Source organism: Actinomadura sp. 3N508, from assembly GCF_044326375.1.
In the GTDB taxonomy this organism is placed as follows: Bacteria; Actinomycetota; Actinomycetes; order Streptosporangiales; family Streptosporangiaceae; genus Spirillospora.
The window spans coordinates 539,420-551,869 of record NZ_JBIRAX010000001.1 but is presented as its reverse complement, the minus strand read 5'-3'; the positions used below and the strand labels follow the sequence as shown (position 1 = coordinate 551,869).

14 protein-coding genes are annotated in these 12,450 nt (G+C 72.7%); 2 read left to right on the top strand and 12 right to left on the bottom strand.

Going from position 1 to position 12,450, the window contains the following annotated elements:
* Both ACH34S_RS02550 and ACH34S_RS02545 read left to right on the top strand, forming a co-directional pair.
* Entirely contained in the window at positions 1-699 is a 699-nt protein-coding gene (locus tag ACH34S_RS02550; protein ID WP_395950714.1) for a response regulator transcription factor, read from the top strand.
* On the top strand, positions 692-1,819 hold the full coding sequence (locus ACH34S_RS02545) for a sensor histidine kinase (RefSeq protein WP_395950713.1): 1,128 nt from the start codon (positions 692-694) through the stop codon (positions 1,817-1,819). The genes ACH34S_RS02550 and ACH34S_RS02545 overlap by 8 nt, the downstream gene beginning before the upstream one ends.
* Before the next feature lie 148 nt (positions 1,820-1,967).
* Here ACH34S_RS02545 and ACH34S_RS02540 read toward each other — a convergent pair whose 3' ends face one another.
* From ACH34S_RS02540 to ACH34S_RS02485, 12 genes are read right to left on the bottom strand one after another with little or no spacing between them, the layout of a single operon-like run.
* On the bottom strand, positions 1,968-3,410 hold the full coding sequence (locus ACH34S_RS02540) for an aldehyde dehydrogenase (protein ID WP_395950712.1): 1,443 nt from the start codon (positions 3,408-3,410) through the stop codon (positions 1,968-1,970).
* Positions 3,401-3,607, bottom strand: coding sequence for a 4-oxalocrotonate tautomerase family protein (locus tag ACH34S_RS02535; protein WP_395950711.1), 207 nt, complete (start codon positions 3,605-3,607; stop codon positions 3,401-3,403). The genes ACH34S_RS02540 and ACH34S_RS02535 overlap by 10 nt, the downstream gene beginning before the upstream one ends.
* Entirely contained in the window at positions 3,607-4,242 is a 636-nt protein-coding gene (locus ACH34S_RS02530) for a cysteine hydrolase family protein (RefSeq protein WP_395950710.1), read from the bottom strand. The genes ACH34S_RS02535 and ACH34S_RS02530 overlap by 1 nt, the downstream gene beginning before the upstream one ends.
* The gene (locus ACH34S_RS02525; protein ID WP_395950709.1) at positions 4,239-4,964 is read right to left on the bottom strand and encodes a FadR/GntR family transcriptional regulator; all 726 of its coding nucleotides are present in this window, start codon (positions 4,962-4,964) and stop codon (positions 4,239-4,241) included. The genes ACH34S_RS02530 and ACH34S_RS02525 overlap by 4 nt, the downstream gene beginning before the upstream one ends.
* Positions 4,961-6,154 carry an amidohydrolase family protein gene (locus ACH34S_RS02520; RefSeq protein ID WP_395950708.1) on the bottom strand — a complete coding sequence of 398 codons (1,194 nt, stop codon included), beginning with the start codon at positions 6,152-6,154 and terminating at the stop codon, positions 4,961-4,963. The genes ACH34S_RS02525 and ACH34S_RS02520 overlap by 4 nt, the downstream gene beginning before the upstream one ends.
* On the bottom strand, positions 6,147-7,358 hold the full coding sequence (locus ACH34S_RS02515; RefSeq protein ID WP_395950707.1) for a hypothetical protein: 1,212 nt from the start codon (positions 7,356-7,358) through the stop codon (positions 6,147-6,149). The genes ACH34S_RS02520 and ACH34S_RS02515 overlap by 8 nt, the downstream gene beginning before the upstream one ends.
* Positions 7,351-8,220 carry a creatininase family protein gene (locus tag ACH34S_RS02510; RefSeq protein WP_395950706.1) on the bottom strand — a complete coding sequence of 290 codons (870 nt, stop codon included), beginning with the start codon at positions 8,218-8,220 and terminating at the stop codon, positions 7,351-7,353. Before ACH34S_RS02510 ends, ACH34S_RS02515 begins: the two co-directional genes overlap by 8 nt.
* Positions 8,217-9,068 (bottom strand): ABC transporter ATP-binding protein, encoded by an 852-nt coding sequence (locus tag ACH34S_RS02505; protein ID WP_395950705.1) that lies wholly within the window; start codon positions 9,066-9,068, stop codon positions 8,217-8,219. The genes ACH34S_RS02510 and ACH34S_RS02505 overlap by 4 nt, the downstream gene beginning before the upstream one ends.
* The gene (locus ACH34S_RS02500) at positions 9,065-9,853 is read right to left on the bottom strand and encodes an ABC transporter permease (protein WP_395950704.1); all 789 of its coding nucleotides are present in this window, start codon (positions 9,851-9,853) and stop codon (positions 9,065-9,067) included. The genes ACH34S_RS02505 and ACH34S_RS02500 overlap by 4 nt, the downstream gene beginning before the upstream one ends.
* A complete protein-coding gene (locus tag ACH34S_RS02495) occupies positions 9,850-10,629 on the bottom strand; it encodes an ABC transporter permease (protein WP_395950703.1) in 780 nt (259 codons plus the stop codon). The genes ACH34S_RS02500 and ACH34S_RS02495 overlap by 4 nt, the downstream gene beginning before the upstream one ends.
* The gene (locus ACH34S_RS02490; RefSeq protein ID WP_395950702.1) at positions 10,626-11,615 is read right to left on the bottom strand and encodes an ABC transporter substrate-binding protein; all 990 of its coding nucleotides are present in this window, start codon (positions 11,613-11,615) and stop codon (positions 10,626-10,628) included. The genes ACH34S_RS02495 and ACH34S_RS02490 overlap by 4 nt, the downstream gene beginning before the upstream one ends.
* A 37-nt stretch (positions 11,616-11,652) precedes the next feature.
* Complete coding sequence (locus ACH34S_RS02485; RefSeq protein WP_395950701.1) at positions 11,653-12,438, bottom strand: 2-keto-4-pentenoate hydratase; 786 nt, start codon at positions 12,436-12,438, stop codon at positions 11,653-11,655.
* Between the last annotated feature and the right edge of the window lie 12 nt (positions 12,439-12,450).

The window sequence follows — 12,450 nt, the reverse complement described above, 5'->3', positions numbered from 1 at the left end:
ATGCGTGTGCTGATCGTGGAGGACGAGCCCTACCTGGCCGAAGCCGTCCGTGACGGGCTGCGGCTGGAGGCGATCGCCGCCGACATCGCCGGCGACGGCGACACGGCGCTGGAACTGCTCGCCGTCAACTCCTACGACCTGGCGGTGCTGGACCGCGACATCCCCGGCCCGTCCGGCGACGAGATCGCCCGCCGGATCGTGGCCTCCGGCACCGGCATGCCGATCCTGATGCTCACCGCCGCCGACCGGATCGACGACAAGGCGTCAGGGTTCGAGCTCGGTGCGGACGACTACCTCACCAAGCCGTTCGAGCTCCGCGAGCTGGTGCTGCGGCTGCGGGCGCTGGACCGGCGGCGCGCGCACGCCCGTCCACCCATCCTGGAGATCGCGGGCCTGCGGCTGGACCCGTTCCGCCGGGAGGTCTACCGGGACGGACGGTACGTCGCGCTGACCCGCAAGCAGTTCGCCGTGCTCGAAGTCCTGATCACCGCCCAGGGCGGCGTGGTCAGCGCCGAAGAACTCCTGGAGCGGGCCTGGGACGCCAACGCCGACCCCTTCACCAACGCCGTCCGCATCACCGTGTCGGCCCTGCGCAAGCGCCTCGGCGAACCCTGGCTGATCGCCACGGTCCCCGGCGTCGGCTACCGCATCGACACCGACCCCGCTGCCAGCGGCAACCCGGGTGGCGCCGATGACTAGGCGCCCGGGGCTCAGCACCCGGCTGAAGCTCACCCTCAGCTACGCCGGCTTCCTCATGGTGGCCGGGGCGCTGCTGCTGGCCGTGGTCTGGGTGTTCCTGCTCCGCTACGTCCCCGACGGCACGATCGTGAACGGGCCCAGGGGCGGCGGGGGCGGCTGGCCCCTGGAGCCGCAGCCGTTCGTGCCCAACCGCTCCGACCTGCAGCGCGCCTTCGTGCCCCGCGCGGCGCAGGCAATGGGCTTCCTCCTGGTGTTCGGCCTGATCGGAGGCTGGATTCTCGCCGGCCGGATGCTCGCGCCCCTCACCCAGATCACCGACGCGGCACGGCGGGCCGCCACCGGATCCCTCTCCCACCGGATCGCCATGAAGGGCCCGAACGACGAATTCCGCGAACTCGCCGATGTGTTCGACACCATGCTCGGGCAACTCGAGGCCCACATCACCGAGCAGCAGCGCTTCGCCGCCAACGCCTCCCACGAACTGCGCACCCCGCTGGCCATCTCCCAGACGATCCTGGACGTCGCCCGCACCGACCCCACCCGCGACCGGGCCGAGCTCATCGAGCGCCTCTACACCGTCAACAGCCGGGCGATCCACCTCACCGAGGCGCTCCTGCTGCTCAGCCGCAGCGACCGCCACAACTTCACCCGCGAGCCCGTCGACCTGTCCCTGCTGGCCGAACAGGCCGCCGAGACGCTGCTCCCCTTCGCCGAACAACGCGAGATCACCCTCACCGTCACCGGCCACCCGGCCCAGACCCTGGGCTCCGCCGAGCTTCTGCTGCGGATGGTGACGAACCTCGTCCAGAACGCCATCGTCCACAACCTGCCCATTGGCGGCACCGTCACCGTCCACACCGCCTCGCTGCAGCACACCAGCGTCCTTCAGGTCGAGAACACCGGCCACACGCTCCCGCCCGAGCTGGTACCGACCCTTACCGAGCCCTTCCAACGCGGCACCCAGCGCACCCGCACCGACCAGCACGCGGGCGTCGGCCTGGGACTGGCCCTGGTGAACAGCATCGTCCGAGCCCACCAAGGAACCCTGGACCTGACCCCCCGCCCCACCGGCGGCCTAATAGTCACCATCCACCTCCCCACCCAGCCCCTGCGCGGGTGAACGGAGCCACGGTCACCTCGGCATCGCCGTATTGAATTCTCAGAGAAACGCGGAATTCTCTGCATGAATATCGTGATGACCTTGGCCTGGAAGGCCGAATGCGGCTGCGGCGACCACAAAACGCCGGACGCCGTGCTTCCGTACCGGGTCAGGGGGTGGGGGTGAGTGCCATGACCACGGCTTTCGGCTCGGTGAAGAACTCCCGGCTGAAGGTGCCGCCTTCGCGGCCGATGCCTGAGTCGCCGACGCCGCCGAACGGAGCGCGCAGGTCGCGGACGAAGAAGCAGTTCGTCCAGACCGTGCCGGCTTTCAGCGCCGCCGAGACACGGTGCGCGCGGGACAGGTTCTCGGTGAAGACCATGGCGTTCAGGCCGTACGGGGTGTCGTTGGCCCTGGCCACGGCCTCGCTCTCGGTGTCGAAGGGCGTGACCACGGCGACCGGGCCGAAGATCTCCTCCCGGCACACGCGGGCGGTGGGCGGCGCGTCGAGGACGACCGTGGGCCGGACGAACAGTCCTTCCGGGCCCGCGCCGCCGGTGACGATCTTCCCGCCATCGGCGGGGACCGTGTCGAGGTAGGCCGTCACCTTCGCGTGGTGCTCGGCGGAGGACAGCGGGCCGAGCTGGGTGCCGGGGTCCTTCGGGTCGCCGGGGCGGAGTGCTTCGGCGGCGGTGATGAAACGTTCCAGGAACTCGTCGTAGACCTCACGCTGGACGAAGAGACGGCTGCCCGCCAGGCAGACCTGCCCCGCGTTGCTGAAGATCGCCTTGATGGACCAGGAGACGGCGGCGTCCAGGTCGGCGTCGGCGAACACCAGGTTGGCGCCCTTGCCGCCCAGCTCGAAGCTGACCGGGGTGAGGTTCGCGGCCGCCGCGGCGGCGATGGCGCGGCCGGTGCCCGACTCGCCGGTGAAGGTGATCCGGTCGACGCGCGGGTCGCGGGTCAGCGCCTCCCCGGCGGAACCGGGACCGTAGCCGTGGACGACGTTCAGCACGCCCGGCGGCATCCCGGCCTCCAGCGCGAGCCGGGCCAGGAGGGACGCCGAGGCGGGGGTCTGCTCGGCGGGCTTCAGCACCACCGTGTTCCCCCACGCCAGTGCCGGGGCGACCTTCCAGGTCTCCAGCATCAGGGGGAAGTTCCACGGCGCGATGGCCGCGACGACCCCGGCGGGCTCGTACCGGGTGTAGGCGTGGTGGCCGCCGTCCATGGGCAGCGCCTCGGCCGGCGACAGCCGCGCGTGGTCGGCGAAGAAGCGGAAGTTGTACGCCGACCGCGGGACGTCCTTGCCGCGTGTGTCGGCGATGGGCTTGCCCATGTCGGTGGTGTCGGCGAGGGCCAGCTCGTCCAGGTTGGCCTCGATCAGGTCGGCGAGGCGGTGCAGGATCTCGCCGCGTTCCGTGTGCCCCATGCGCGGCCAGGGGCCCTCGTCGAAGGCGCGGCGGGCGGCGGCGACCGCGAGCCCCGCCTCCTCCTCGCCGCCGAGCGCGACCTCGGCCCAGGGCCGCTGGGTGAACGGGTCGACCGTGGAGAACCGGGCGCCGTCACGGGACCCGGTGTCCTGTCCGTCGATGAAGTGGGGGATCAGGTCCATGGCTGCTCCTCGATGCGTTCCTGGATGGTCACGTCTCCGGCGGCCCAGTGGGCGGCGGGCACCTCGCGGAGGATGACGCGGACGGCGGCCCGCGGCGCGCCGAGAGCCGTCTCGGCCGCGTCGGTCAGGCGGGTGATCAGTGTGCGGAGCTGCTCCGGCGTCCGGCCCTCGACGAGGGTCACCTCGATCAGGGGCATCAGCGGCCTCCCGATGCGGCGTCCGGCACCGGGGCGGCCCCGGCGAGCGCGGCGGCCGCGTCGCCGACGCCGACGACCTCGGCGAACACGGTGTTCATCAGGCGCAGGCTGGCGGTGTGCATGTCCTCGACGTATCCGGCGACCGCCTCCCGCGCGACGATCGCGCGCAGGTCGCGGAAGAAGGCCGCGCGGACGGTGGACTCGACGCAGAAGTCGGTGCGCACGCCGCCCACCACGAGCGTCCGGGCGCCGAGGTCGCGCAGCAGGTCGTCCAGGCCGGTGCCGTGGAAGGCGTCGAAGCGGCGCTTGACGATCTCGTGGTCGCCGGGACGGCGGTCGAGGCCGGCGAGCAGGTCGGCGCCCCACGTCCCGTGCCGGAGACCCTGCGTGCGCAGGAAGGGGCTCCGCTCGCCGAGCAGCCCGACGTCGGCGTCCGCGTCCCACTCCATCCGCACCCAGATGACGGGACGCCCGGCGGAGCGCGCGGCGGCGGCGAGGGCGTTGACGTGCGCGACGAGGTCGTCCAGGCCGGAGACGCGGAGCCCGGCCCGCGCGAACACGCCGTCGGGGTGGCAGTAGTCGTTCTGCAGGTCGATCAGGAGCAGGGCCGTCCGCGGGGACTCCGGGGCGCTCATCCGTCGTCCCCACGGCCGGCGGTCAGGGCGGCGTGCGCCGCGATGGCCGCGTCCAGGCGGCCGGGGTCGTCGCCCGCGATGGCCTCGACCAGTTCCCGGTGGACGGCGGGCCCGTCCGGGCTGAGGGCGGCGGGCTCGTCGCGGGTGACGCCGCGCAGCCGGTTCTCCACGAACTCCAGGAGCGAGACGTAGGTGTGGCGGAGGATCCAGTTCGGGGTGATCTCGGCGATGCGGCGGTGCAGGGCCCAGTTGGCGGCGAGGTAGCCGACGCCGTCCCTGGAGTCGTCCGTCACGGCGGCGGCCATCTCGCCGGCCAGCCGGCGCAGGTCGGCGACGTCGGCGTCGGTCCGGTGCCGCATGGCCTCCCGGGCGAGCAGCGGCTCCAGCGCGTCCCGCATGACCAGGCAGTCGGACACCGAGACCGAGTCGCCGCTCAGTTCGAGCATCTTGCGGCCGAGCCGGACCAGCGGCGGCGGGGACGCGACGAAGATCCCGCCCTTCACCCCGGGGCGGACCGACACGGTGCCGCGCGCGGTCAGCAGCCGGACGGCCTCGTTGAGCGTCGCCGCGGCCACGTCGAACTCGCGGCGCAGACTGTCCCTGGTCCCGAGGTGGTGGCCGGTGGGGAGGACGTCCTCGGCGATGCGCGCCTCGATGCGCTTGGCGACGCTCTCCGCCAGGGAGAGCCGAGGCAGCTCGGTCGCCGCCTTGTCGGTGCTCATGGTGTCGGTCCTTCGGCTGGTGTGGGGAATGGGGGGAGCTGTCCGGCGCGTCCGCCGGGATCCGCGCGGGCGGCGGGGACGGCGCGGCCGGTAGGGACGCCGAGCAGCCGCGCGGCGTTGCCGCCCAGGATGTCGGCCTGCCGCTCGGCGTCGACGCCGAGCGCGCGCACGGTCCGCATCGGGTCCTGGTCGACGAGGTCGAACGGGGTGTCGGTGCCGAGCAGGACGTGCCCGGACGTCATGTCCTCGACCAGCCGGCCGAGGACCCGGGTGTCGAACACCGCCGTGTCGTACAGCAGCCGGCGAAGGTAGTCGCTCGGCGTGCGGCGCGACACCCGCGCGACCGGCTTGCGGCGCCAGCCGAGGTCCAGCCGCCCGCCGACGGCGGGGACGCAGCCGCCGCCGTGCGCCAGGCAGAGGACGAGGTCGTGCCGGTCGAGGACGCCCCCGAAGATGAGCCGGGACGTCGCGAGCGCGGTCTCGGTCGGGTAGCCGAGCAGCTGCACCAGGTGGTAGTCGGCGAGCCGGTCGCGGGCGGACACCCGGCTCGGGTGCAGCAGCGTGAAGCAGCGCCGCGCGTCGAGGGCCTGCCACAGCTCCTCGTTGGCGGGGTGGTCGAGTTCCCGTCCGCTGCCGAAGGTGCCCATGGTGGCGCCCACCATGCCGAGCCCGTCCAGGCAGCGGGCGAGCTCCTCGGCCGCGCCCGGATGCCCGACCGGCACCGTCGCCAGGGCGGACAGGCGGCCACCCGAGCCGGCGACGAACTCCGCGAGCGCGTCGTTGGCGAGGCGGGTGACCTCCAGCACGAGCCGGTCGTCGTCGGACTCGGAGGCGAACACGAACGGCGGCGCGGCGACGACCTGGTGGTCCACCCCCATCGCGGTCAGGGACGCGAGGCGGCGCTCCATGTCGTGCTGCTCGGGCGCGAGCGGGATGGGCGACCTGGGCGCGAGCCCGCAGACGGCCGGGTCGAGGTGCAGCACCCGTTCCGCGCTCCTGGAAAGGTCGGCCAGGCCCCTGCGCTCCAGCTCGCGCAGGAACGGCATCGGCATGGCGTGGGTGTGGACGTCGATGACCGGCGTCGCCGGACGCGGCCCGGAGGCGGCCCGCCCGGAGGCCGCCTGGCCGGGCATCGCCTCGCCGGGCGCGTCGTCGCTGGACATGTCGTCGTGGGACACGGTGCTACTCACCGCGCTCCGCCATGTAGGCGCCGTACCGGTCTCCCAGCAGCGACCTGATCAGCGCGGTCGCGGCCTCGGACGTGCCCGCCTTCTCGCCCGTCCCGTGGATCAGGCGGGCGAGCTGGGAGAGCAGGTAGGGGTGCAGGCCCAGGTCGAACAGCGCCCGGAAGTCGCGGTTCGAGATCGCGGTGCGCTCCTCGGCGGTGAGCGGATAGGCGTCGAGCACCTCCCGCTCGGACGTCTCGAACCGGGCGCGCAGGTCGCGGTCCCATTTCAGGTCCTGCACCAGGTCGTTGGTCCGCAGCAGCGGATCGAAGTGGTCGAGTGCCATCTCAAGGTCGTCCGTTCGTCTCGTGGGCGGGGGCACGGACAGGTCCCAGCGGACGGCGCCGACGCCGCAGCGCCACTGGTCGACGGCGGCGTATCCCAGCGACCGGCACGGGCGCGGACCGATCGCGCCCATCACGACCACCCAGGACAGCAGCTCCGCGGTGCCGCCGGAGCCGGCCTCCTCCATGCGCTCGAACGTCGCCTCGGCGAGGATCCGGTCGTGGTCGCCCTCGGCCAGCAGGTCGAGCCACCAGCGGTCGAACTTCTCGTCGATCTCCAGGTAGCGCGGCCCGCCCGGCTCGTGGGACAGCCCGCCGGAACCGAGCAGCCCGACCCGCAGCCCGTCGGGCAGCCGGGTGCGGATGGCCTCGCCGAGGGCCTGCCCGAGCGCGTAGCAGGCGCGCTCGTCCGGCACGGGCGGCACCGTGCAGTTCTGCAGGACGGGCACGACCGCCACGCCCGTCGAGACCAGATCGGCCATGGTGACAGGGACCGAGAGGTTGTCGTCGTAGCGCAGGTTCTCGCGGACCGCGCGCATGAGCGGGCCCGAGTCCTTGACGCTCTGGAAGAGGGCGTCGGCCACGTCCGGACGGCCGGGCACCTCGTAGTCGGGGACGCGCAGCCAGGGCTTGAACCACTCGTCCGGGCCCGAATGCCGGTCGGCCAGGCCGAAGGTGAAGTCCGCGTAGTCGCTGACGGGCGCGTTCGCGACGTGGTCGTTCCCGATGATCAGCAGTACGTCGGTGCGGGACTCGACGACCGCGTCGTGGATCTCGGCGTACGCCGCGAGCACCGTGTTCCGGTCGGCCTCGGGCGCCTTGTCGAACCAGCCGGTGAGGCCGGGAGTGTGGCTCGCGGCCAGGGCGACGCTGATCTCAGCCATTGTTCCTCCGTCCTGGATGAGGGTAGGCCGACGGGCTCCGCCGCAGGCGCGATTCGATGGCGTAGGCGGCGTGCTCGGCGGCGGCCGCGTGGATGCGGCGGCCCTGGTCGGCGCCGGCGGCGGCCGGGTCGCCGAGGTAGCCGTCCGGGGTGACGCGCCGGGCGTGCTCGTGGCCCTTGCGCCAGATGGCCAGTTCGTGCTGACCGGTACCGCTGGGCTCCAGCCCTGCGCGCACCTCCTCCCGGACGAGTTCCGGGTGGAGGTGCATCATCAGGGACGTCTCCCATCGTCCGGCGTGGACGTCGGGCGGGCCGTCGGGCGGGGGCTCGTCCGGTCCGCAGAGGGTCAGGTACGGGTCGTCCAGGTCGAGGCCGATGCGGCGGGCCAGCGCCGGTTCCGTCACGAAGCTCGCGTCCGCGTCCGTGCGTTCGCAGGCCGCCCGGATTCCCTCGTGGATCGTGCGGTTGTGGAGCGCGTCGCCGTGGCCGGAGAAGCAGAACACGTGGCGGAAGCCGTCCCGCGCCATACCGGCGAGCAGGTCGACCATGACCTCGCGCATCAGCTCGGGCCGGACGTTGTAGGACGCGGGGAACGCCCCGGAGACGACGTTGATGCCCCAGTAGTACGGCGGGGCGATCAGCGCGTCCACGCCGCGCTCGGCCAGCAGCCCCTGGACGGTCCGCAACCGGGCGACCGGGATGTAGACGTCCGTCCCGCCCGGCAGATGCGGGCCGTGCTGCTCGATCACGCCGAACGCCCAGAGCAGCACCGCCCCCGACCGGGCGGCCCGATCGACCTCGTGCCAGGTCAGCTCCGCGAGCGTGCCCGCGAACACGTTCCCGCCCGCGCCGTCGCCGGTCATGCCCCGGCCTCCGCGGGGGAGGAGTGATAGGTCTTGGCCCGCTGGACGAGCGAGTAGATGTGCGCGCGCAGCTCCGCGAACCGGGGATCGGAGCGCGTTGCGAGCTGCTCGCGTTCCGCGGGCAGGTCGATCGCCGTGTCCTCCATGATCACCGTCGGGGCGGCGGAGAGGACCAGGACGCGCTGGCCCAGGTACACCGCCTCCTCGATGTCGTGGGTGACGAACAGCACCGTCATGCCGAGCCGCCGCCACAGCTCGCGGGTCAGGTCCTCCAGCTCCGCGCGGGTCTGGGCGTCCACGGCGGCGAACGGCTCGTCCATGAGCAGCACCGCCGGCTCGTAGGCGACGGCGCGGGCGATCGCCACCCGCTGCTGCATCCCGCCGGAGAGCTGCCAGGGGTAGGCGGCGGGCACGTCGGCCAGCCCGACCGACTCCAGCGCCTCGGCGACCAGCTCGGCGCGCCGCCGCTTCGGCACCTTCTTCTGCTTCAGCGGCAGCTCGATGTTCTGCGCGACGGTCATCCAGGGGAACAGGCTCCGCCCGTACTCCTGGAAGACCACCGCCATGTCCTCCGGCGGCCGCAGCACCGGACGGTCCCCGAGCACCACCTCGCCGCCGCTCGGGGCGAGCAGCCCCGCGATGCACTTCAGCAGGGTGGTCTTCCCGGCGCCCGACGGCCCGACGATGCACGCCAGCTCGCCCGCGGCGATCCCGAAGGTGAGGTCGCGCACCGCCTCCACCGTCCGGTCGGCGGACTGGTAGGTCTTGCGCAGCCCGCGCACGTCGAGCAGGACCGGGCCGCTCCCGGTGCCCACGTCGGTGGAGGACGCGATGTCCGTGCCGTTCATGACTCTCCTTTCTGGGCCTGGCGCCATCCCCGATGCCAGCGGAGCGCGCGCGCCTCGAACCGGCCGAACAGCAGCGACAGCAGGAACCCGAGCAGACCGAGCAGCAGGATCCCGCTCCACATCTCCGGGACGGCGAACTCGCGCTGGAACTGGACGATCGTGTACCCCAGCCCGCTGGAGCTCGCGAACATCTCGCTGATCACCATGAGGATGATCGAGATCGACAGCGCCTGCCGCATGCCGGTGACGATCTGCGGGGCGGCGGCCGGCAGCACGAGCCGGCGCAGCCGGGCGGCGCCGGTCAGCCCGTACGAGCGGGCGGTGTCGGCGAGGACCTCGTCGATCGCGCGGACGCCCTCGGCGGTGTTCAGCAGCACCGGCCACGTCGAGCCGACGACGATGACGGTGATCTTCATGGTGTCGCCGATGCCGGCGAACAGCATCAGCACCGGGATCAGCACCGGCGGCGGGATCGCGCGGAGGAACTCCAGCACCGGCTCGGCCAGCAGCCGGACGCGGCGGCTGGACCCGAGCAGCACGCCGACGGACACGCCCACCGCCACCGCCCCCGCGTACCCGGCCAGCAGCCGGACGACGCTCGGCAGGACGTCGTCGGCGATGCGGCCGGAGAACCACGTCTCGCCGAACGAGTCCAGGATGGTGCGGAGCGGCGGGAAGTAGAAGCTGGTGCTCTGATCGGACAGTACCCACCAGAGGCCCATCAGCACCGCCGGCAGGCCGAGCAGGTAGGCGAGGCGCACGGCGGCGCGCGAGACCGTCCTCATGCCGGCGCCTCCGTCCGGACGGAGGAGTGCCAGGCGAGCACGCGCCGCTCCAGCGCGCGGGTCAGCAGGTTCACGCCGACCCCGAGCGCGCCGGTGACGAGGATCAGCGCGTACATCTCCGCGACGGCGTTGCTCGCCTGGGCCACCGCGATCGCGCTGCCCAGCCCCGGCGCCCCGATGATCAGCTCGCCGGCGACGGCCAGGATCAGCGCCACCGAGGCCGCGAGCCGGACGCCCGTCAGCAGGTACGGCAGCGCGGTCGGCCAGATCAGGTGCCGCAGCCGGGCCCACCGCGAGAACCGGTAGCTGGCCGCGGTGTCGCGCGCGACCGGGTCGATGTCCTGCACGCCGTGGATCGCCTGGAGCAGGACGGGCCACCCGGCCGCGTACACGACGAGCAGCAGCGTGGACCCGAGCCGCGTGCCGTAGAGCAGCACGGCGAGCGGGACGAGCGCGACCGACGGGATCGGCCGCAGGAACTCGATGGTCGAGGCGGTGGCCGCGCGGAGGAACGGGACGCTGCCGATCAGCAGCCCCAGGCTCAGCCCCGCCGCGACCGCGATGGCCAGCCCGATGCCCCAGCCGCGGAGCGTGTCGAGCAGCGCCCTCCAGAACTCGGCGCCGCCGGCCTCGTCGGCCAGCGCCCCCACGATGGCGCTGAAGGGGGGCAGGTCGTCGGACGAGACGGCGCCCGTCCGCGGCAGCACCTCCAGCAGCGCGACGAAGACGCCCGCCCCGGCGAGGCCGAGTACCGGTCCGTCGAGACGACGGCTCATCGTGCGACCAGGTCGTCCAGCGGGCCGGTGTCCTCGATCAGCCCGGTCTCGACGGTCAGCTTGGCGAGCGGGGCGATCTCGGCCTTCCCGGCCTCCGGGTTCCAGCCCGGCAGGGTCACCTTGCCGCTGAGGCCCTTGTCCAGCTTCAGGTAGCCGTCCAGCGCCGCGCGTGCCTCGTCGGGGTGCTGCTCGGCGTAGGCCATGGACTCCTTCAGCGCGGCGGTGAAACGCTTGACGACGTCGGGGTTCTCGGCCGCGAACTGCTTGGAGGTGAACCACCCGGCGAACGGCAGGCCCGCGCCCATGCCGGCGTAGCTGACCGGCAGCGGCTTCGCGCCCTGCCCCTTCACGACCGTGATGAACGGCTCGCTGAGCATCGCGGCGTCCACCTGCCCGGACTTCAGCGCGGCCGGCATGTTGGGGATCGGCACCTCGACCAGCTTGACGTCGCCGGGCTGGAGCCCGTTCTTCCGGAGGCTGGACGCCACCGCGACCTCGTTGATGCCCTTGAGCGTGTTGACCGCGACCTTCTTGCCCTTGAGGTCGGCCACCTTCGTGATCGAGGCGTCGCGGGTCATCAGCTGCCCGGAACCGTCGTTCATCTCGTCCTTGGACGCGCGGGCCCCGACGGACACCATCGTCACCGGGACGCCCTTCTGCTTGGCGACGAGCAGGCTGACGATGTTGGAGTAGCCGAACTGGAAGTCGCCGCTCACCACCGCCGGGACGATCGCGGCGCCGCCCTGCGCGTTCTGCGTGGTGACCGTCAGCCGGTGCTTGGCGAATATGCCCTTGGCGACGCCGAGCTTCACCGGGGCGATGTCGATGATGGGGATGACGCCGAGCTTCACCTCCGCCGTGCCGGACGCGGAGACCTTTCCGCCGTCGCCGGAGCCGCAGCCGGTGAGGGACATGAGGGCCAGCGCCGCGGCGGCCGCGAGGGCGACGAACGGGGCCGGACGCCTGGGGTGGTGAGGAGAGGGCATGTCGGTACTCCTGGGGGAGGCGCGCGAGGCGCGTTCGTCAATGGGTTCCGGTGAGGGACAGGACGCCGAGTGATGCGAAGTCCACGGACACGGTGCCGCCGGGACGCAGCGGGACCGCGTCGGTGAGCCCGCCGGTCAGCACGACCCAGCCCGGCTCTATGGCCATCCCGCGTCCGGCCAGCACGTTCGCGGCGAACGCGAGCGCGTTGGCCGGGTGGCCCAGCACGGCCGCGCCGGTCGCCTTGTCGACGGTGTTCCCGTCGACGTCCAGCCGGCAGGGCTCCGCCGCCAGGTCCAGCCCGCCGGGTGGGACGGCCTGGCCGGAGACGACGAACCGGGACGAGGAGGCGTTGTCCGCGACCACGTCCGGGAGGGTGAAGTCGAAGTCGCGGTAACGGCTGTCGATGACCTCGAACCCGGCGTGCACGCTCCCGACAGCGCTCATCGCCCGCTCCGCCGTCACGCCGGGCCCGCTCAGCCGCGCGCCCATGACGAAGACGATCTCGGGCTCGACGCGCGGATGGATGAGCCCGCCCACGGACACCGGCTCGCCCGGCCGCAGCGTCATCGCGTCGGTGAGCCAGCCGGTCAGCGGATCGTCGACGCCCATGCGCCGCTGCTTGGCGCGCGAGGTCAGGCCGAGCTTCACACCGACGACCGACTGCCCGTCCCGCACCTTGCGGTCCAGCAGGGCGTCCTGGATCCGGTAGGCGGTGCCGAGGTCGAGCTCCGGCCACCCTTCGGTGATCCTGCCACCGTCCTCACGACCACGCTCACGGCGCAGCAACTCGCCGACGGCGGCGTCGATCGTCCACTCAGTCATGACCTGACCCTC